The 23,251-nt window shown below is 34.6% G+C and carries 10 protein-coding genes; 6 read left to right on the top strand and 4 right to left on the bottom strand.

Annotation, left to right across the window (positions count from 1 at the left end; genetic code table 11):
• A partial coding sequence (locus tag HN894_14205) for a T9SS type A sorting domain-containing protein (GenBank protein MBT7144477.1) occupies positions 1–5,891 on the top strand: 5,891 nt, incomplete at its 5' end.
• Positions 5,892–5,977: 86 nt separating this feature from the next.
• On the top strand, positions 5,978–8,224 hold the full coding sequence (locus HN894_14200; protein ID MBT7144476.1) for a DUF4838 domain-containing protein: 2,247 nt from the start codon (positions 5,978–5,980) through the stop codon (positions 8,222–8,224).
• An 89-nt stretch (positions 8,225–8,313) separates the two neighbouring features.
• Here HN894_14200 and HN894_14195 read toward each other — a convergent pair whose 3' ends face one another.
• The 4 genes from HN894_14195 to HN894_14180 all read right to left on the bottom strand — a co-directional run bounded on the left by HN894_14195 (position 8,314) and on the right by HN894_14180 (position 15,747).
• Positions 8,314–11,274: a T9SS type A sorting domain-containing protein gene (locus tag HN894_14195; GenBank protein ID MBT7144475.1), complete on the bottom strand. Its 2,961-nt coding sequence runs from the start codon at positions 11,272–11,274 to the stop codon at positions 8,314–8,316.
• 200 nt (positions 11,275–11,474) lie between these two features.
• Positions 11,475–11,891: a hypothetical protein gene (locus HN894_14190; protein MBT7144474.1), complete on the bottom strand. Its 417-nt coding sequence runs from the start codon at positions 11,889–11,891 to the stop codon at positions 11,475–11,477.
• 322 nt (positions 11,892–12,213) lie between these two features.
• Positions 12,214–15,165 (bottom strand): T9SS type A sorting domain-containing protein, encoded by a 2,952-nt coding sequence (locus HN894_14185; protein ID MBT7144473.1) that lies wholly within the window; start codon positions 15,163–15,165, stop codon positions 12,214–12,216.
• 147 nt (positions 15,166–15,312) lie between these two features.
• Positions 15,313–15,747 carry a hypothetical protein gene (locus tag HN894_14180; GenBank protein MBT7144472.1) on the bottom strand — a complete coding sequence of 145 codons (435 nt, stop codon included), beginning with the start codon at positions 15,745–15,747 and terminating at the stop codon, positions 15,313–15,315.
• Between the two features lie 1,045 nt (positions 15,748–16,792).
• Between HN894_14180 and HN894_14175 the strand changes: the two genes are divergently transcribed.
• From HN894_14175 to HN894_14160, 4 genes are all read left to right on the top strand, one after another.
• The gene (locus HN894_14175; protein MBT7144471.1) at positions 16,793–19,135 is read left to right on the top strand and encodes a hypothetical protein; all 2,343 of its coding nucleotides are present in this window, start codon (positions 16,793–16,795) and stop codon (positions 19,133–19,135) included.
• Positions 19,136–19,176: 41 nt separating this feature from the next.
• Positions 19,177–20,175, top strand: coding sequence for a DUF1016 domain-containing protein (locus HN894_14170; protein ID MBT7144470.1), 999 nt, complete (start codon positions 19,177–19,179; stop codon positions 20,173–20,175).
• 20 nt (positions 20,176–20,195) lie between these two features.
• Positions 20,196–21,674 (top strand): alpha-L-fucosidase, encoded by a 1,479-nt coding sequence (locus HN894_14165; GenBank protein ID MBT7144469.1) that lies wholly within the window; start codon positions 20,196–20,198, stop codon positions 21,672–21,674.
• Positions 21,675–21,887: 213 nt separating this feature from the next.
• Positions 21,888–23,228: an alpha-L-fucosidase gene (locus tag HN894_14160; GenBank protein MBT7144468.1), complete on the top strand. Its 1,341-nt coding sequence runs from the start codon at positions 21,888–21,890 to the stop codon at positions 23,226–23,228.
• The last annotated feature ends 23 nt before the right edge of the window (positions 23,229–23,251 follow it).

Genomic DNA, 23,251 nt, shown 5'->3' with positions numbered 1-23,251 from the left:
GTCCTCCTGATTCTGGCTCATTAACATTACCTCATTATTATGTTTATGACTACTCTGGGACAAATGTTCCTGATGCAAAAGCAACATATAATTATCAAACTTATGGAGTCTTGTATAACTGGATGGCTGCAACAAATGGCGTAGCAAGCAGTCAAAGTGTTCCCAGTGGCGTTCAAGGAGCTTGTCCTTCTGGTTGGCATGTACCAAATTCTATAGAATGGAATATTCTTGACAATTATCTCGGTGGTTATCTAATTGCAGGAGGCAAAATGAAAGAAACAGGCACTTCACATTGGGCAAGTCCAAACATCGGTGCCACCAATAGTAGTGGGTTTACAGGCCTGCCAGGAGGTTTATGTAGTTTTGTTACAGATTCATTTATGAATATTAATTGGGGTGGAATATGGTGGACATCTTCTTTAAGTTTACCTGATACTGCGCAATATCATAAGATAACTTATTCTGCAATTTACGCAACATTTAGTCATTATAATAATGCTATGGGACTTAGTGTTCGATGTGTCAAAACAGTACCATCAATGCTATTATTTTATCAAGATACTATATGTAATTTCGATAATATTAATATTATTTTGATCAATCCGGAAGTTGGAATAAAATATACTTTATTCGATACAGTTACTCTTGATACAATCGGATCTCAATACGGAATTTACAACGATACAATAATTTGGACATTTCAGACAGATTCAATAAACAATTATTATAGAATAAAAGCTACAGATACTTCTTCCGGTTGTTGGCGTATTCTGGATAGCCTGATTTATATTAATAAAAGTTCTGAAATCACTATTAATGAACAAATAATAAATGTTTCTGTATCCGGAAGTTTTGATGGAGCAATTGACCTGTCAATTTCAGGTGGGATACCACCATATACAATTATGTGGAGCAATTCTGAAACCACAGAGAATATTTTCAATCTATCAACCGGGAGTTATTATGTAACAATTACTGATAGTAATTCTTGTTCATATTCCAATTATTATGAAATATCTGAAATCATTTCGCTACCATTCACTTGTGGCACATCTACAATTATTGATTATGATTCAAATCTATACAACACAATACTAATTGGTAATCAGTGCTGGATGAAAGAGAATCTAAAATCCATAAGTAACTCTTCCGGCAACAGTATTACTCGTTATTGTTACGACAATAATACAAGCAATTGCGATACTTACGGAGGCATATACGATTGGAATACTGTAATGGCAGGGGATACAAGTTCAACTACAAACCCCAGTGGAGTTCAAGGCATTTGTCCTACCGGCTGGCATGTACCTAACGATGCAGAATGGACAAATTTGTCTGATTATTTAATCAATACTTATGTTGACATAAATTCATCAAATGTGGGCAACAAGTTAAAATCGTGCCGGCAAGTAAGTTCTCCGTTGGGTGGCGATTGCAGTACTTCAACACATCCCAGATGGGACGCAAACAGTACTCACCATGGCACCAACGATTTTGGCTTTGCAGCCCTGCCCGGAGGCTACTACAACAGTGGCTCTTTCAGCTTCCAGGGCAGAAACGGCAACTGGTGGTCATCTACTCAGTACTCATCCACCTACGCTTGGCATCGGGGCATGCACGAAAGCATGGGAGAACTGTACTCGAACAACAACATCAAGGCATTAGGGTTCTCAGTTCGTTGTATCAAGAATGCTTCAATACCTACAGTTTTTTCTGACACTATTACTAACATTACCCAAACTACAGCTACTGGTGGAGGTGAAGTTACCAATGATGGTGGCTCCACAGTAATTGTAAGAGGTGTATGTTGGAATACAACCGGAAACCCAAGTATTGTCGATTCTATTACCTCAGATGGTTCAGGTGTAGGAACATTTGTTAGCAATTTGACAGGACTAACACCTAACTCAACTTATTTTGTAAGAGCTTATGCAATTAATAGTGTAGGTACAGCATATGGAAATGAAGTGCAGTTTAAAACCCTTTGTGATATAATTTGTGGAGATACAATAAGTGATATTGATGGGAACTTATATAACATAGTTCAAATTGGTTGTCAATGCTGGATGAAGGAAAATCTGCGAACTGAACATTATTCTGATGGAACTTCTATACCACTTGTAACTAGTAATACCGAATGGGGAGCGCTAATTGATAATAATACTGACAAAGCCTTTTGTTATTACAATAATAATCAAAGCACCGAGTATGGAGCTTTATATACATGGGCAGCAGCAATGAACGGGGCAAATAGCAGTACAACAAACCCAAGTGGTGTACAAGGAGTTTGTCCATCAGGATGGCATTTGCCAAGTGATAATGAATGGAAAGAACTTGAGATAAATTTGGGAATGAACCAAATTTCAGTTGATTCTTCCGGTTGGAGAGGAACTAATGAAGGTGGCAAATTAAAAGAAATAGGAACTGCTCATTGGAATAATCCAAATATTGGAGCTACAAATTATAGTGGTTTTACAGCACTGCCTGGAGGTTATCGCGTGTATAGTGATGGCTCATTCCTTGAAATAGGTAATTACGGACACTGGTGGAGTGCTACTGATATCAACATTATAGCCTCCTGGTTTAGAAGACTTTACAGCAGCAGTGCCCAAATTGGACGCCATATTGACAATTATAAATCAAATGGTTTTTCCGTTCGTTGTGTCATGAATACAGATACATTACAAGCTAGCATACCATCAGTTATTACTGATACCATAACCAACATTTCCCTAACCTCAGCTACTGGAGTAGGTGAAGTTACCAGTAATGGAGGAGCTGAAATTATTGTAAGAGGTTTATGCTGGAATACAACTGGGAATCCAAGTATAGCTAATTCTTTTACTACAGAAAGTTCAGGTATTGGAATTTTTATTAGCAATTTAACTGGATTAACTCCAAATTCAATATACTATGTAAGAGCTTATGCTACAAATAGTGTAGGTACTGCTTATGGGGATGAAGTGCAATTTACTACTATTGATACAAGTGAATTCAATTGCGGTAGCCAAATTTACGATTATGATTCAAACCAATACAACACGGTACTTATTGGCAATCAATGTTGGATGAAGGAAAATTTGAGAACTGAACATTATGCTGACGGTACAGCTATACAGATAGTAACAAGTAATAATACTTGGGCTAATTTGGGTGATAATAATACCGACAAAGCCTTTTGCTACTACAACAATAATCTCAATAGTGAATATGGGGCATTATATACTTGGGCAGCAGCTATGAACGGTGCAAATAGCACTAATTCCAGCCCAAGTTATGTACAAGGCATATGTCCTTCAGGTTGGCATGTACCTAGCGATAATGAATGGAAAGAGCTTGAAATTTATATGGGAATGAACCAAATCTCAGTTGATTCTTCAGGATGGAGAGGAACAAATGAAGGTGGTAAACTAAAAGAAAATGGGATTACTCATTGGATTAGTCCAAATACTGGAGCCACTAACGAAAGTGGTTTCACTGCCCTTCCCGGCGGATATCGACACGAAATGGATGGTTCATTTCATAATACAGGTATAGATGGCTTTTGGTGGAGTTCAACCGAAAATAATAATGGGTCGGCTTGGTTCCGATATCTGTACTACATAAATTCAGCATCTAACCGCTCAGCATATTCTAAGTCAAGCGGTTATTCCGTTCGTTGCATCAAGGATACATCAAATTTAACTGCTCTCAGTATTAATTATCTTAAGATAGATGTAAGTTGCTATGGATATTTAGATGGAACGATTGACTTATCTATTCTTGGAGGAATGACTCCATATACTTATGTTTGGTCAAATGGTGCTACAATTGAAGACATTTCAGGACTGATTGCCGGGACTTATTTTGTTACAATTATTGATGTTACAAATGACAGCATAATGGAAGCATTTTCTATAACTGAACCACCTCCAATAAGTCTATCATTTATAACAACTGATGTATCATGCTATGGTAGTAATGATGGTATGGCAATAGTTGTTCCTACAGGTGGTTCAAATTTCTATGTTGAAGAATACTGGGCAAATATTGTTTTTGGCGATACAATTTCCAATTTGTCAGCAGGATGGTATTTTGTATCTGTTACTGATTCATCAGGCTGTACCGGAATGGATAGTATAGAAATTATCGAACCAAGCGAGATTGACATTACTGGCTTCATAACAGATGCTTCAAATGCTGGTACTACCGATGGTTCAATTTATATTACAGTTTCAGGAGGAATTTCTCCGTATTTATATTCGTGGGATAATGGCGAAACATTAGATTCAATAGATGGGTTATCAACAGGAATTTATAGATTATCAGTTACTGATGATAATGGATGTATTGCTATTGATTCTTTCGAAGTTGGTATTGTCTTGCCACCATGGCCATATACTATAACAGCTATAAATCATATAATCTTAATTCAAGAGACAATCCCAATTACCATAAATGGTATTCAAATTGATTCCAATGATTATATTGGGGTGTTTTATGATTCTTTGGGAACTCTGGTTTGTGCCGGCTATCAAATTTGGGAAAGCACAAGTACAACAATTGCTGCTTGGGGTGAAGAATTTGGTAATGATGGATTTGTGGTTGGAGAAGAATTTAAATGGAAAATATGGGATAATTCAGAAAATATTGAATATATTGCTTTTGCTACTTATATGGGTGTTTCACCTCCTATGCAGATTACTCATCTAGAGTATTTTGCTGAAAATGGACAGAGTGGCTTGTCATCATTAACTACAAGTGAATACCAGGCTATTTCACTTCGTTTAAATTGGAGCTATTTTTCAACTTATATAATTTCATTTGAAGTATTGATGGATTCAATTTTTGTGGATATTGTTTCTAATGTGGATATTGCAAAAGATGATTTAGGACATATTTATTGGCCCATATATGGAATAAATACTATTGGAGATATCACTATTTGTGAGGCTTATCAAATAAAAATGAATAATGCGGATACACTAATGATTGAAGGTTTATCAGTTCTGCCTGAAAATACAAATTGTAGTATAGACTCAGGCTGGTCATATATTCCATATCTTCGAAAAACCTCAGCTTCAATTATTGATATGTTAAGCACTATAGTAAGCGATATTGTAATGGTAAAAAACTATCTGGGAGATGTTTATTGGCCATTATATAATATTAATATGATTGGGAATATGGATCCTGGCGAAGGCTATCAAATAAAAATGAACAATTCAGCAACTCTATCATATCCAGCAAATACCTCAAATTTCTCAAAATCAAATATTCAAACTCCTCAGACTAATCACTTCAAGGGAACACCAAACACAGGCTCAAATATGACCCTCGGTATTCCAAAAACAGCCTGGGAAAATGAACCTCCCTATGGTTCAGAAATTGGAATTTTCAGCGAAAACGGAAAACTTGTCGGCTGTTCGGTTTTTGAAGAAGAAAATCTAGCAATTTCTATTTGGGGAAATGATGAACTGACAGTAGAAATTGATGGAATGATTGAAAATGAGATGTTTATTGCCAAAATTTGGAATAATGGAATTGAAGAAGTTATTGAAGTAAAAAATTGGTTTGAAGGCAATGAATTTTATAAAACAAATAAAATTTCAATTGTTGAAAAACTTTCAATTGTCAACTCTCAATTATCAACTGTAATGCTTTTCCAAAACATCCCAAATCCATTTAAAGAAGAAACAAGTATTAAATATTATATGCCATTTGAAACTGAAATAGAGCTGTCTGTTTATAATATACTTGGTGAAAAATTGAAGGTTTTGGAATCAACAACAAAACCTGCTGGAAATCATACTTCAACTTTTAAAACTAAAAATCTTCCATCAGGCACATACCTTTACAAATTGGAAGCGAACAAAGAAATACTAATAAAACGAATGTGTATTTTGAAATAAATATTTCATTATTCAAGCTATTTTATTAAATAAATACAATATTTTTGAACTGTATAATTATAAAAATATGAATAGAATTTAATAAAATGAAAAACTACCTCCTTGCTGTTTCCTTCATTGCACTTTTTTGTATAAGTTGCAACAATAAAATTAAACTTATAGAAAACAAAAAATCCGACTATACAATTGTTGTTTCAGAAAAAGCTGACAGTCTGACAAAATTTGCCGCTCAGGAAATTTCAAACTACATTTTCAAAATCTCAGGTGTTCGTTTAGAAACTAAAACCAATATCAATGAAAATGGAAAATACATATTGATTGGCAATGAATTGATAACAGATTCAAAAACAATAATTGAGTTAAATTCTTTAGAAGAGGATGCTTTTTTCATTAAAAAAATAGACGAAAACATTTTGATTTCCGGGAATAATGCAAAATCTAATATTTATGCTACCTATACTTTCGTCGAAGAATTTCTGGGATGCAGGCTGCTTTATGTAAATGAGGAATATATCCCAAAATTTTCTGAAATTATCCTTCCTGAAAAATTTAAAATCTACAAGCCGGCTTTTTCTTTCAGAAGGACACTTTTCCCCGGCATTCGCGATGAAAAATTTCGATACTGGCACAAAATTGAGCAACTCTACAATTGGGGGAGTTTTGTGCATACATTCCAAAAACTTGTACCTCCGGAAAAATATTTTGATGAGCATCCTGAATATTTTTCTTTGGTTGGAAATCATCGGATAAGCGATGGGCAGCTTTGTTTGAGCAATCGTGAGCTTATGAATCTTTTGAAAGAAAATCTGCGAAAAAAAATTGAAAAAAAACCTGAAATGAAATATTGGTCGGTTTCGCAAAACGATTGCTACAATTATTGCACATGCACAGATTGCGAAAAAATGTACGACAATTATGGAGGGATTTCGGGAGCATATGTTTTTATGGCAAACGAAATTGCAAAAGAATTTCCCGATAAACAAATTTCAACCCTTGCCTATCAGTTCACACGCTCGGCACCAACAAATATCAAACCTCTTGAAAATGTTAATATTATGTTTTGCTCTATTGAATGCAACCGAAGCATGCCCTTAGCTGACGACAAAAGGAGCTCCGGTTTTGTGAAAGATATGGCAGATTGGGCAAAACTTACCAACAATATTTTTCTGTGGGATTATGTTGTTCAGTTTAAAAACTATCTGACACCCTTCCCAAATTTTCATGTTTTGCAGTCCAACATTCAGTTTTTCGACAAGCACAATGTCGATTTGATGTTTCAGCAAGGTAGCAGCCGAAACTGGTCAGATTTGGTTGAACTGAAACAATACCTAATCTCAAAACTTTTGTGGGACCCGTACATTGATGCCGATTCTATAATCAACGATTTTTTGGGGAAATATTACGGCGAGGCAAACAGCTACATAAAATCGTATTTCGACCTTTATCACGAAGCATTGATCGAAAATCAGGAAAATGAATTTTTGAATATTTATGGTTTCCCTTTAAACTACTACGATTCATACCTTAGCCCCGATTTGCTGAAAAAATATAAAAACCTTATGGATGAAGCGGAAAAATCGGTTCAAAACGATTCAGTGTATTTAATGAGAGTTTTTAGAGCCAGATTGCCAGTAGATTTTGCCTATCTTGATATTTCTTTAAATAAAAACATTGGGGAGCTGTCGTATTTTGAAAAAAGTGGTGGTGAAATTACACTTCGCGAAGAAATGATGAATTATCTCGACAGATTTGTAGAGTTGACGGAAATTACCGGAGTTAATCGAATCAATGAGAGAAATTTTCTTGTTGCAGATTATTACGAATATACCCGTAGAAAACTCAATATGATGATAAAACCAAACAAGGCAAAAGGGAAAACTATAAATTTGCTCACAAAAGCCAGCGAAAAATATCCGGTAGGCAAAGAAAAATCGCTTACTGACGGTCTGTTTGGAGACCTCGATTTTCATAACAATTGGTTAGGTTTCGAAGGCAGCGATATGATTGTAGAAATTGATTTGCAAAAGTCCGAAATAATATCTCAAGTTAGCATGAATTTCCTCAAAGCAGTGAATTCATGGGTTTTTCTCCCAATTGAAGTATCCGTTGAGATTTCCAAAAATGGAACTGATTATAAAAAAGTTGGCAGCATTAAAGGCGATATTGATGATAGAAATTATCTTGTAAAATCTGTTCCCTTCAATTTCGATTTCGAAGCTGTTGAAGCACAATATCTGCGAATAACAGCAATTTCATTGAAACAATGCCCCGAATGGCACAGAGGTTTTGGCAAACCCTCCTGGATTTTTTTGGATGAAGTTTTGGTGGAGTAGAAATGTGCATTTACTGAGGCGTGTCTCAAAGACACACCCTCAGTTAGTGTAGTCATTCCTGCGAAGGTAGGAATCTCTTCATATTCGTGTCATTTTTCCAAAATAACAATTTTCCTAGAAATTTTTGCTTCGTTGTTTTCAAGTTCAATAAAATAAATACCTGCGGGAAATTTCGATAAATCTATCTCAAATTGTTTTTCGCCGGATGTAAGTTTTCGCTTAATAATTTGATTCCCCAAAGCATCGTAAACTTTCACATTTTCAAAACTTTGGCTTAATTCTACCGAAATAATTCCGGTGCTTGGAATTGGGAAAATTTCAACTTCAGGATTTTCAGGATTTTCAATTCCTGTATCATCAAAAACTGTGATTTGAATAGAATCGGAATTTGAGCAGCCGGTGTTTTGGTCTGTATAAAAATACGAAATCCAGTAAGTACCAAGGTTAACAATTGTCGGGTCGAAAAAGTTGCCTGAAACTCCTGTTCCTGAAAAAGTGCCACCTGCAGGCGTTACGTTTGGTAGATTTACCAAGCCTGAATTTAAGCCTACAGAATCTGGATTGAATGGATCTATTGAAATTGTTGGAAGTGGATTTACTATCAAAATCAATTCTTCGATACTATCACAACCATTTATTGTTTGGAAATTTTCTGAATAAGTTCCGGCAGTATCTAAAACTTGTCCATAAAATTCGTATGTTTCGTTTTCACAAATTTCGGCAGTGCAAAAGTCGTGGAAGGTTGGATGAATGTCCACATAAAAAACATTTGTGCTATCTGTCCCATTAATGTTTTGTAAGGTTTCAGAATAATTGCCTACTGTGGAAATCCAAATTCCATTTATTAAAATACTATCCTTATCGCATATAAAAACAGTATCAGTGAAATTAATCAAAGTGTTTTCATACCAAGCAATTTTATCATCATTAGAGGAAGCGGAGAGTATATCATTATCTCCATCACCATCTAAATCTTTACCATATAAAGAATGAACTAAATCAGCAGAATTTGTAATTATTATAGGAAGACTGAAATTTCCAAAACCATCATTTTCTGACCAAACAATTTTATCATTATCCCAAAATGAAGATATCACATCATTATCACCATCGTTATCTATATCTATTGCAAATACCGATTCTGCTATATCCACAGAAAAAGCTACTATTTGTTGTGGTTCAAAATTTCCAAAACCATCGTTTTCATACCAAACAGTTCTATTATTTATTCTTAAGGCAGATAGAATATCATAATCTCCATCATTGTCTATATCTACTGCAAAAACAGAACTAGGATCAGACAAATATAGTGAATTGTCAATGCTTGTAGAATTAATAAAATTGCCTGTACCATCATTTTCATGCCAAATTATTTTGTCGCTGCTAAAACTAGTAATAACATCATTGTCGCCATCGCCATCCAAATCAGTTGCAAAAACAGAATTTGGGTTTAAGCTCGAATCATTAATTATAAGCTCCATACTAAAATTTCCAAAACCATCATTCTCGAACCAGCAAACTCTATGATCCCAAAAAGAAGCAGAAATAACATCATTATCTCCATCTCCATCTATATCTATTGAAAAAACGGACTTAGGATTATATAACAGATTGCTAATAATTGTTAGCGCTCCAAAATTTGCATATCCTCCATTTTCGTACCATGCAAGTGTACTATCTTCAGATGAAGCATATAATACATCTTTATGACCGCTCCCATTTAAATCAATTGCTAATATGGAAGAAGCACCATCTGTTATTGTAGAAATGATGTGCTGATTTTGAAAACAAGAATTTCCGGCATTTTTATACCATGCTATTTTATCATCAAAATATGATGCTGAGAGAATGTCTTTTTCTACATCATTATCAATATCTGTTGCAAAAACTGAATAGGCACCATCTGCTGTGAAAGAAATAACTTCTTGTGTTCCAAAATTAGCATTTCCATCATTTTCATAGTAGGCAATTTTGGAATCATTTGCTGATGCAGAGAAAATATCATTATCACCATCACTATCCATATCAATTGCAAACACTGAACTTGCACCATCTGCAAGTTCAGAAATTACTTGCTGGCCACTAAAATTTCCAAATCCATCGTTTTCGTACCAAACAATTTTATCATCAAGATAAAGCGCAGAAAGGATGTCGTTATCGCTATCATTGTCCATATCTATCGCAAAAACTGAAGAAGGTCTTGCAGATAATCCTGATATTAATATTTGTTGATTAACAAAATTTCCAAATCCATCGTTTTCATACCAAACAATTTTACTATTTAGGCCAGAAAAATCTGCATTTACTACATCAATATCGCTATCACCATCTAAATCTATTGCAAAAATTGAATATGCTTCGTCAGCAATATTGCTAATAATCTGCTCTAAACCAAAGTTCCCACTCCCATCATTTTCATACCATGCAACTTTATTATCATTTTGTGAAGTAGAAATTACATCAATATCTCCATCTCCATCCAAATCTGTTGCAAATACCGAACTTGCACCATCTGCATTGTTTGAAATTACTTGTTGGTTACCAAGATTTCCACTCCCATCATTTTCATACCAGGCAATTTTATCATCCTGAAAAGAAGCTGATAATACATCATTGTCCAAATCATTGTCTAGATCAATAGCAAAAACTGAACATGCGTTATAAGCTATGCTAGTTATAATTTGTTGATTTCCAAAATTTCCGTTACCCTCGTTTTCATACCAAGCGATTTTGTTATCTCTGTAAGAAGCTGAAAGGACATCATTATCACTATCTCCATCAATGTCTATCGCAAAAACCGAAGCTGCCCAATCAACTTTATTAGAAATAACTTTCTGAATGCTAAAATTTCCATTCCCAAAGTTTTCGAACCAAACAATCATATCGCCTTCATATGCAGAGAGAACGTCAATGTCACCATCATTATCTATGTCAATGGCAAAAACTGAACGAGGTTTTGATGAAGTTAAAGTGTGCATTTGAAAAGTTGGTTGAGAAAATCCGATATCTACTAACAACAAACAAATAATTAATTTTATTAATTTTTTCATGATAGTATAGTCAATTAAAAATGAATTAAATTTATCAAAATAAATAAAGAATAGTTATTAACTATAATAAAGTACAAAATTACCCCAGTCATTATAGACTGGAGCAATTTTTTTTTGCATATTTGAAATAATTATATTCTCAAAATATCTATTAGATTATAATATAATCATACTTATTAACAGTGAATAATATTATTTCCTTAATTTTCATCTACACGAAATGTATAAAGACTTGAACTAATAGAAGTAACATAAAATTCATTACAAAACATATTACATGGTGCAACATCTCCATTCCCATTAAAATTGGGTGCAAATAAAGTTGGCGCAGGTGGATCGTGACTTGGTTCTAATAAGGCGTTAATACTATATAAAGTAACACCGGTTTCAGAAAACACTAACTCTTCTTCACCTTCATCCTCACCATCTACATCCATCATAGTACTTCCCGAGGTTGGGTAAACATAATCACCATCAGCTTTAAATTTGCATTGGAAATGATAATCTGAAGTCGTACTGTTTAGAACATAAACTGTAAGTGTGGTTTGTGAAAATCCAATACTTGCACATAGCATCAAAACTAAAATAATTCCGAATAATTTATTTATATTTTTCATCTTTGTAAAAATTTTTAATTAGAAATTTGGTGAACTTAAATTTTTTGATTAAATTTTCCTCTCTGAAATCTTAAAAAACAGAGAGGTTTATTTAAAGGAATTTGTTTTTGCCAAGCTCAAAAATGGTCTTTTTTAGTATGATTGAAAACGGGGGGGGCGTAACAGGCTGTATGCCAACCCATTAATTCGTATCTTATTTTATTTTCATATCTCATTTTCTGTTTTTCTATTTTCTTTCGTTTCCTATAAAATAATAACGCTTAGTACGGAGGTTTTTGAAAATGGTTGTAATTATTTTAACATTTCTAATGGTTTTCAATCATCAAATCAAAATCAATTTCCGATACTCCACAAAATCTTTCCCAACAACTTTCACAAAATAAATTCCTTTTGCTTCGGCTTTTAAATCGAAATGGAATTCATCGGATGACTTAAAGTCATCCGATGAATAAATGACTTTTCCGGTGATGTTTCTTATTTCGACAGATTGTAAATTTTCACCCTTGATTGTAAATTTTCCGTAGCTTGGGTTGGGGAAAATTTCAATTTCAGGATTTTCAGGATTTTCAATTCCTGTACCATCAAAAACTGTAATTTGCACTGAGTCGGAATTTGAGCAGCCACTGTTTTGGTCTGTATAAAAATACGAAATCCAGTAAGTTCCAAGGTTAACAATTGTCGGGTCGAAAAAGTTGCCTGAAACTCCTGTTCCTGAAAAAGTGCCACCTGTAGGTGTTACGTTTGGAAGATTTATTGGGGTTGCATAAAATGCTATAGAATCGGGAAAGCCCGGCTCAAACACGATTTCGGGCAGTGGGTTTACAGTTAGCTGCAATTCGAAAATGCTATCGCAGCCATTCGTGGTTTGCAGGTTTTCAAAATATATTCCTGATGAATCTAAAAGCTGCCCGAAAAATTCGTAGGTTTCGTTTTCGCATATTTCAGCAGTAAAAATGTCGTAGAAAACTAAAAAAGCATCAACATAAATAAAATTTATACTATCGCCGCCAAGGTAGTTTTGCGAACTATCGTAATGGTAGCCTGCTGCATTTACCCAATAGTTTTGGAATTGTACACTATCATTTCCACAAATCGTGAACGAATCTAAGAAATTCAATAGAGTGTTTTCGTACCAGGCAATTTTGTCGTCTTGATAAGATGCAGATAAAACATCATTATCGCCATCGTTGTCCAAGTCTTTTGCGTAAACAAATCTTGGTCCGTCGGGATATGTACTAACAATTTGCTGTATTCCAAAATTACCACTTCCATCGTTTTCGTACCAGGCAATTTTATCATCAGACATTGATGCCGACAAAACATCATTATCGCCATCATTATCAATATCAATTGAATAAACTGACTTCACATCATTTACAAAAGTTGATATTATTTGTTGGCTTCCAAAATTTCCTGTTGCATCGTTTTCAAACCATGCAATAATATTAGAGCCTGATGAAAAAATATAGGCACAATATAAAACATCTTCATCGTTATCTCCATCAAGATCGATAGCAAAAACTGAGTTTCCACCGTTATTTGAATGAATAATTTGTGGAGATGTAAAATTGCCTGTGCCATCGTTCTCACACCAGGAAATAGTACCAATGTATGTGTTTGCAAAAACAATGTCATTATCACCATCGCCATCAAGATCTGATGAACAAATTGATTTTACATCGCCGGCAGAAGCAATTAATTGCTGAATGCCAAAATTTCCGTTACCAAGATTTTCATGCTTTAAAATATAACTTGTAGTCGCTGAAATTAAATCATAATCGTTATCTCCATCAATATCAGTCGATATAACTGTGTTGGCACCATCAGCAAAACTTGAGACTATTTGTTCTGTGCCAAAATTTCCACCTCCTGAGTTTTTATGCCAGGCAATTTTATCGTCCAAAAATGAGGCTGAAACTACATCATGGTCATTATCTCCATCTAAGTCGGAAGCAAGTACATATTTCGCACCATCGGCAGAAATTGAAATGACCTTTTGCAAACCAAAGTTTCCATTTCCAAAGTTTTCATAGCTTGCAATCTTATCATCGGCTATTGAAGCCGAAAGCACGTCATTGTCGCCATCGTTATCAATATCAATTGCAAAAACTGAATTAGCCTCATCTGCAGCATAAGCAATTGTTTGCTCTATTGTGAAATTTCCAAATCCATCGTTTTCGTAATATTCAATTTTGGATCCACTATCTGAAGATGATACTATATCATTGTCACCATCCCCATCAAAATCAATTGAAAAAACCGATATTGCTCCTTCCAAAATATCTGTAATTATTTGCTGTATGCCAAAATTACCACTCCCATCATTTTCGTACCAAGCAATCTTATTATCGTACCAAGAGGCTGATAAAACGTCATTGTCTCCATCTCCATCCAAATCAGTAGCGAAAACTGATCTTGCAATAGAAACTATATTTGATATTATTTGTTGAGCACTAAAATTTCCATTTCCATCGTTTTCGTACCAGGCAATTTTATCATTCAAACCAGAGGCATTTGCTGATAAAACATCATTATCACCATCACCATCTATGTCTATTGCATAAACTGAACAAGCAACATCAACATTAGTAGTAATGATTTGTTGAGAACCAAAATTTCCGTTTCCATCATTTTCGTACCAAGCAATTTTATCATCATCAACTGAAGCCGAAAGAACGTCATTATCAGAATCGCCATCTAAATCAATTGCATAAACCCAAACAACACTATTTGCACTTATAGTAATAACCTGTTGAACGCCAAAATTCCCATTTCCGTCATTTTCATACCAGGCAACTTTGTTATCTAATGTGGAGGTAGAAAGAACGTCATTGTCTCCATCGCCATCCAAATCAATTGCAAAAACATTATTTGCATAATCAGCTAATATTGAGATTATTTGTTGTGGATAGAAATTCCCATTTCCATCATTTTCGTACCATGCAATTTTATCATCATCGACAGATGCTGAAATTACATCATTATCTCCATCTCCATCTAAATCTGCCGCATAAACTCCAAATGGAGTTTCTACTAAATCGCTAATAATTTGAACGGTATCAAAATATCCATTACCTGAGTTTCTGTGCCAGACTATGATATTATCATCTGTGTAGGCATTAATAATATCCTTATCTCCATCACCATCAATATCTACAGCATAAACATTATATGGTCTAGTGCCAATTGTTAGATTCTGTGGTGTAAATGTAATTTGGAGAAACACAGATTTGTATAATAAAAAAAGCAAGATAAATATTGAGGTCTTTTTCATATTATTGTTTTAAACTAAATTTCTTTTAATAAATGTTTTTAATGCCCTGAAACCTGCAAGCAAATATATAAAAGTGTGCAGATTTCAGGAAAAATTATAAAACTATTAATATTAGTGCATTTCGACTTAATAATAATTTATAATTCATTAATTTGGATCTATTCTAAAATAGTAAATATCAATACCTCCAATATTACCAGAGCCTTGATAACTAAATTGATTAAAATATTGATTGGGGTAAATTCCCAAGTATGGAGCAACATTCATTGGGCCTGAATATGTATTAATAATAATAACAGGGTTAGGATTTGGAGTATTAGGTGGGTAATAGCATTTTAGCTTTTCTAAACTTATATCATCCTCATCAAAAATAAAAGTAATCTCCACCATATTTTCAGCAGGAACTTCAAAATATACAGGTACATTAGTCGGAATGCAAGCTTCTGTAAACTGTGCAGAACACTCATAATCTTCAGTTGTAGAATTAATTACCTGAACTTTCAATTCTGTCTGTCCAAATCCAACACTTGCACATAACAACAATACCAAAACAATTCCTAAAACTTTATTTATATTTTTCATAAGTTTGTAAAAATTTAATTTAAAAATGGGTGAATTTTAAATTTTTTGATTAAATTTTCCTCTCTGAAATCTTAAAAAACAGAGAGGTTTATTTAAAGGAATTTGTTTTTGCCAAGCTCAAAAATGGTCTTTTTTAGTGTTCCTATAAAATTGGGGGGGGCGTAACAAGCTGTACGCCAACCCATTAATTCGTATCTTATTTTATTTTCATATCTCATTTTTGTTTTTCTATTTTCTTTCGTTTTCTATAAAATAATAACGCTTAATACGGTGGGTTTTGAAAAAGGTTGCATAATAAATTGGTTTTCAACTCACAATTTTTTTGATTTCAATACAATGTCACATTCTGCAATAATTTCTAACAATTCACTTTTCTGTGTTGCCCTGTTCTTCATTCCTGCGAATGCAGGAATCCCAGCAAAATCTTACCTAAGCCCCAAGAGATTCCTGCCTTCGCAGGAATGAAAGTATGTGAAGTTAAATGTTTGTAAGTTTGAATTTCCAATTCATAAATTATAATTCAAATTTTCCAATCCCAGCGGGATGTTCTATCTTTTTGTGGGGCCATTCCTACGGAATTTTTGAAAAATGTGCTTCTATCAACCACCGATTGCCATCGGTGGCTACCAATAGGTCGTCCCTACAGGATTTCATTCATGCGAAGGCGGGAATCCCTGCAAAATATTAGCTAAGCTCCATGAGATTCCTGCTTTCGCAGGAATGAGGAGCGTTTTTGATAGCTTGGTGCAGAAAATGCACTTTCATTATTCTGATTTTCAAGCCCCTTCATCAAGCAGCGTCTTTGGCTATCAGGCTTAAATTTTCAAACAAATATCTTCCTATGTATTTTTTTAATTCCTCTATTATTTCTAATTTCGATTTTTTTTGATTTTTGATGAATAACGAAACAAAAATTCTTATGAAGTTGAGATGTAGTATCAAGCATTTATTTGCACAAACAAGGCTATTATCTTTGTTTACAACGATTTTCCTAATTTATCTTATTGTTTTTTCATGTTCTGAAACAGAATATGTGAAATACGAAATGCAGGATCTAAAAATAGAAATCGACCAAAAAGGGCAAATTATCGGAATTATTGATAAAAAAACCAATCAAAACTATTGCCCGGAAAATTTGAAATCTCCTCTGGTTTCTTTAAAAATAGACAGCACCATTGTTTTTCCAGCCAAAATTGTTTTTAAAAATGGAAATCAGGAAATTCAATGCTCTTTCGAAAATGGAGTTCAAATAGGAATTAAGGCAATTTCTCTCGACAAGTATATAACTTTTGAATGCGTTTCAGTAAGCTCCGATTTGAAAGTTGATGCAATAATTTGGGGACCTTATGCCAGCACAATCAAAGGGAGCATTGGCGAAACCATAGGAATTGCACAAAACAAAAGTTTCACTTTCGGACTACAAGCTCTGAATCCTAAAACTTTGGGAGGCTATCCATGGAAAGATAACGACCATTTGCCACAATTAGACATTTTCGAACAAGACGATTTTTCTGATGTAGAAAAAGGAAAACGTGGCGTTTTATACTCGGTTGAAGCAGCAAAACCTACAAAGTATGGCAGTAGCCTTCAAGCATATACCCGAAACAGAATAAACGATAGAATCATTAAAAACCTGAACCACGACAAATATTTAGCTCCAGCATATGATGATGGCGGTATTGTTGGTTCAAAAATTGCACTATTTGCTTGCGAAACAGATTCCTGCCTTTCAACAATAGGCCAAATTGAGATTGCTGAAGGATTGCCCCACCCAAGCATAAATGGGGAATGGACAAAAACTTCAAAAACAATAAATTCCTCATACCTCATCATGAATTTCTCTGAACAAAACATTGATGAATGTATTGAATACACGAAAAAATCAGGTTTCAATTATTTATATCATGGTCATCCGTTTTCGAGCTGGGGGCACATTCCGCTAAGCAAAGAAATGTTTCCTAACGGAATTGCCGGCATGAAGGAATGTGTACGCAAAGCAGAATCGCAGGGAATTTATATTGGCACACACACGCTCACAAATTTCATAAGTACGAACGACAATTTTGTTACTCCCGTACCCGACAAACGTTTGGCAAAAGTTGGCAGTAGTTTTGTAGTTGCCAAGATAGATGAAAAACAAACAGAAATTGAAATTGAAAATCCGGACTTTTTTAATCAGTTCAGAAACAATCATTTGCGAGCAGTAGTTATTGAAGATGAAATTATTACTTATGGTTCGATTTCAGAAAATCCACTCTGGATACTGAAAAATTGCACTCGTGGAGCGTTTGGCACAAATCCGGTATCTCACGATACAAAAACCAAAATTAGTAAACTTGCCGACCATGGCTACAAAGTTTTCCTTGGCGATGCTTCCTTAAACAAGGAAATGGCTGAAATTGTGGCAGATTTCATGAACCAAACCGGAGTGCGTATGCTCGATTTCGATGGATTGGAAGGAACCCACTCAAGCGGAATGGGAAATTATGCTGAAGCACTTTTTGCACAAGATTGGTTCGACAAATTAGACGAAAACATAAAAAGCCACTTTTTGTTGGGAGCAAGCAGATCGGGACATTATTTTTGGCACATCTACTCACGTATGAATTGGGGCGAGCCTTGGTATGCAGGATTTCGCGAAAGTCAGACCGAATATAGATTGTTGAATCAAAAATATTTTAAAAGAAATTTAATGCCCGGTATGCTTGGCTGGTTCAAAATGACACCGGAAACTACCGTTGAAGATATTGAATGGCTAATGGCTCGTTCTGCCGGCTACGACGCAGGTTTTGCTTTTTATACAAATCTCGAAACCCTCAGGAAAAATGGGAATACCGAGCAAATATTTGCAATCTTAAATATTTGGGAAACTGCCAGATTGAACGATGTTTTTGATGAAAATCTGAAGAATAAGATGAAAGACATTTCTACAGAATTCAGGCTTAAAAAATCAGAAGATAAAGATTTGATTTTAAAAGAAATATACTCTCACAAATATACTCACCGGAAAAAAATTAAACAGCCCGGCGAGCCGTTGTTCTCAACATTCAAATTTGAAAATAAATGCTACGAGCAAACTCTGAAATTTATTATCACTGCCGAAAATGCAGATATTTCAAATATTAAAATTGAAATTAATAATCAAAAAAGTGTAGAATTACCAATAGATTTGAAATCCGGACAAACAATTAAAACCACAGAAGATAGGCTTGCAACAATCTATGATAAAAATTGGAATATAGTTTCAGAAGTAAAATTGGATACGAAAAAGTTAATTATTCCAACCGGGCAACAAAGCGTTAATTTCGATTGCAGTTTTAAAAACCCACAAGAAAATGCAGCTGCAAAAATTGAATTTTTAGTTTATGATAGAACTGAAAAAATATAATGAAAAAAATTTTGAACAAAGCAAATTAGATATTGCATTTTATGAATAATGAACTACAAAATAATGACTATCTGAATACGCTAATTTCCTTAAAAGAAAGAATATTACAAGCACAATACAAAAGTTACAGTGCCGTAAATTCTGAAATGATTTTAGCATATCTCGATATTGGCAAAACAATCTCTGAAAAGACAAAAACCGGCTGGGGAACATCGGTCATAAAACAGCTTTCAGTAGATTTACAGGCTGAATTTATTGGAGTAAAAGGTTTTTCGGAACGAAACCTTCGCTTAATGCGGTTTGTTTTTGAAGAAGTTGAAGACAACACAATTTGGCAACAGCTTGTTACCAAATTACACTGGGGGCATACAGTGCTTATATTCAGCAAAATAAAAGACAAAGCCCAACGAGAATTTTATTTACAAAAAGCAAAAAATGAGGCTTGGAGCAGAAGTATTTTAGAAGAGAAAATTAAAATTGACCTCTTTTCGCAGCACAACAAATTTCAGAACAATTTCGGAAAATCCATTAATACACAAGAACTTGCGAAATACACTATGCAATTTAAAGATGACTACGATTTATCATTTTTAAACTTGCCGGACTATCACAACGAAAAGCAGCTCGAAAATGCAATCGTAACTAATATTACCAAAATGCTCGGACAATTTGGAGCTGATTTTGCATTTATGGGACAACAATTTCGTTTAGAACTTGATGATAAAGAGTATTTTATTGATTTACTGTTTTACCACAGAAAATTGAAATCGATGATAGCTATAGAACTAAAAACTAATGAATTTAAACCCGAATATAGTCAGCAATTAAATTGGTATCTGCACTTGCTCGATAAAACTGTAAAATACCCCGAAGACAATCTAAGCATAGGCATAACAAAAAGCCATATTACAGTAGAATACGCACTGGAAATTGCAAATAAACCTATGGGTGTAGCAACATACAGCTACTCTGAGTTACCCAAAGATATTGCTCAAAGTTTACCCAGCGATGAGCAGTTTAAAAGAATTTTTAGCAAATGAATTAAATAAATAACTAAATTATGAAAAAACATCTAACTATTTTTTTGAGCTTAATTCTAAGTTTGAACCTGATTTCGCAACACGATAAGCAAAAATATTATCCTGAAAGCGATCCTTTAGTTTTGGAAAAATTGGAAAACTGGCAAGATCTAAAATTCGGAATGCTCATGCACTGGGGACCATACTCGCAGTGGGGAGTAGTTGAATCCTGGTCAATATGCCCGGAAGATTATGGATGGTGTCAGCGAAAAAAAACAGGAACACCCAAAACCTACAATGCTTATGTCGAAGCCTATGAAAATCTTCAAAAAACATTCAATCCTATAAAATTCAATCCGGATAAAATGGCAGAAGCAGCTAAAAATGCAGGTATGAAATATCTCGTTTTCACAACAAAACATCACGATGGATTTTGCATGTTCGACACAAAATATACCGATTACAAAATCACCGACTCAAAAACTCCTTTCAGTACAAACAAAAAGGCAAATATTACTAAAGAATTGTTCAATTCGTATAGAAATGAAGGCTTGTGGGTAGGGGCATATTTTTCGAAACCCGACTGGCATTCAGAAGATTACTGGTGGCATTACTTCCCTAACAAGGACAGAAATGTGAATTACGACCCAGAAAAATATCCCGAAAAATGGCAAAATTTTGCCGACTTTACTCACAATCAAATCATGGAATTACTTACCGATTACGGCAGCATAGATATTCTTTGGTTAGACGGGGGTTGGGTTATGAAGCAGTCCAGAGAGCTTATTCAGGGATTTTATGATAAAAGAGTAGCAAAGAGCAAAACCGGCTTTATGAACGGCACAATTGTAAATCAGGATATTAAGATGGACGATTTGGTTGTAAAAGCACGAAAAAAGCAGGCAGGACTAATTGTTGTGGACAGAGCTGTAGAAGGGAAAAATCAAAACTATTTGACACCCGAAAACAAAGTTCCTGAAAAATCGCTTCCCTATCCCTGGGAATCATGCATAATTTCAGGCGGAGGCTGGTCATACACCGAAAATGCAAAATATAAATCCGGAATCAGTACAATTAAGATGCTGGTAGATATCGTTAGCAAAGGAGGAAATTTATTGCTAAATTTCGCCCCTTCCCACGATGGCAGTTTGCATAAAGATGCCTACAAATTGTTAGAAGAAATTGGCGACTGGATGGACGTAAATAGCGAGGCAATATATTCGACACGAGCTATTGCTCCATTCAAGGAAGGCAAAATTTGTTATACAAATAAAAAGGATACTAAAACGGTCTATGCTTTTTACATGAACGATGAGTCTGAAAAAGTTATCCCAAAATATATAAATATAGATTCTTTTGTTCCTGAAAAAGGGAGTTCCGTAAGTCTAATCGGGAGTAAAGAAAATTTAAGCTGGGAAGAAAATGGAACAGGAATAATTATCACTGTACCCGAAAAGCTACGAAATAACCCACCCACTAAATATATTTGGTGTTTTAAAATTGAAAATTGTGAGTTATAAGTTATGTGTTATGTATTTATCTGCAAAATCTGCGAGACACTTTTTTTATTGTATAAATATATTGTGTTTGGAAATTGAAAATTATGAATTATGAATTATTATTTTGAAAGCTTTCGGAAGAGTGATGAATTATGAATGAATCCGCGAAAATCTGCGAAATCTGCGGGACATATTTTTTGTTTTATAAATTATAAATTGAAAAAAGTTTTAAGTATGAGAAAAATTGTAATACTAACAATCTTGGCTTTCTCCATGGTTTTTGGGCAAGCACAAAATCAGGAACTTCAAGCCGACTACCACAAAAAAATGGAATGGTTTCAAGAGGCTAAACTTGGAATTTTCATACATTGGGGTATTTATTCAGTTTTAGGAATTGGGGAATCCTGGTCGTTTTTTAACGGCTACATTTCGCATGAAGACTACCTGAAACAAGCAGAAGATTTCGATGCAAAAAACTACGACCCCGAATATTGGGCAAGTCTAATTAAAAAAAGTGGTGCGAAATATTCGGTAATCACCACAAAGCATCACGATGGTTTTGCACTTTGGGACACCAAATTTGGCAACTTCAATAGTGTGAACAATTCTCCTGCAAAAGAAGACTTGATAGCTCCTTTTGTTAAGACGCTGAGAAACAATGATATAAAAGTTGGCTTGTATTATTCCCTACCGGATTGGTCTTACGCCGATTATACTCATTTTACACGAAAAGTGAACAGGTATAAAATTGAGGATGAGCCCAAACGTTGGGCAAAATTTGAAAAATATTATCATGGTCAGATGAAGGAATTAAAAAAGAAATTCGACCCTGATGTTTGGTGGTTCGATGGCGATTGGGAACACTCTGCCGAGGAATGGAAAGTTACTGAAATCAAGAATTTTTTGTCGAAGGATAAACCTGAAGTAATTTTCAATTCAAGATTGAGAGGAAAAGGCGATTATGCAACTCCCGAAATTGGAATGCCCATTCATGCACCAAAGGCCGACTACTGGGAACTTTGCATGACTATGAACGACTCATGGGGATACCAGTCGAACGACAAGCACTATAAATCGCCGCAGCAAATTATCGATATTTTTGTTGAGTGCCTCAGCAAAGGAGGCAATCTTTTGTTAGATATTGGCCCAAAAAGCGATGGAACAATTCCTGCCGAGCAAGAAAATATTCTCACTGAATTAGGGACTTGGGTTTCAAAACATAAAGAAGCCATTTATAAAACCAAGCGAGGCATTCCTTACGAATATTATTACGGACCAACAGCTCTATCAAAAGATAGCACTGAATTATTCCTGTATTTGAGAGATATTCCAAAAGATGGAAAAATTGTTTTGCGAGGCATCGAAAACAAAATTCATAGGGCTCATGTTGTTGGAAATGGGACAATTCTGAACCGTGAAGTGTTTTGTAATGTTTGGTGGAGCAAATACCCGGGACTTATTTATATTGATATCCCCGAAAATGTGATTGATAAATATTACACCGTTATTGCTATTAAACTAGACGGAAAAATTAAGTTATACGACAAAAAATCAAAAGCAATTGAAAGCAATTGAATTATAGCTGTTGGCTTTTGGCT

Source organism: Bacteroidota bacterium, assembly GCA_018692315.1.
In the GTDB taxonomy this organism is placed as follows: Bacteria; Bacteroidota; Bacteroidia; order Bacteroidales; family JABHKC01; genus JABHKC01.
This window is presented reverse-complemented; position numbering and strand designations above follow the sequence as displayed.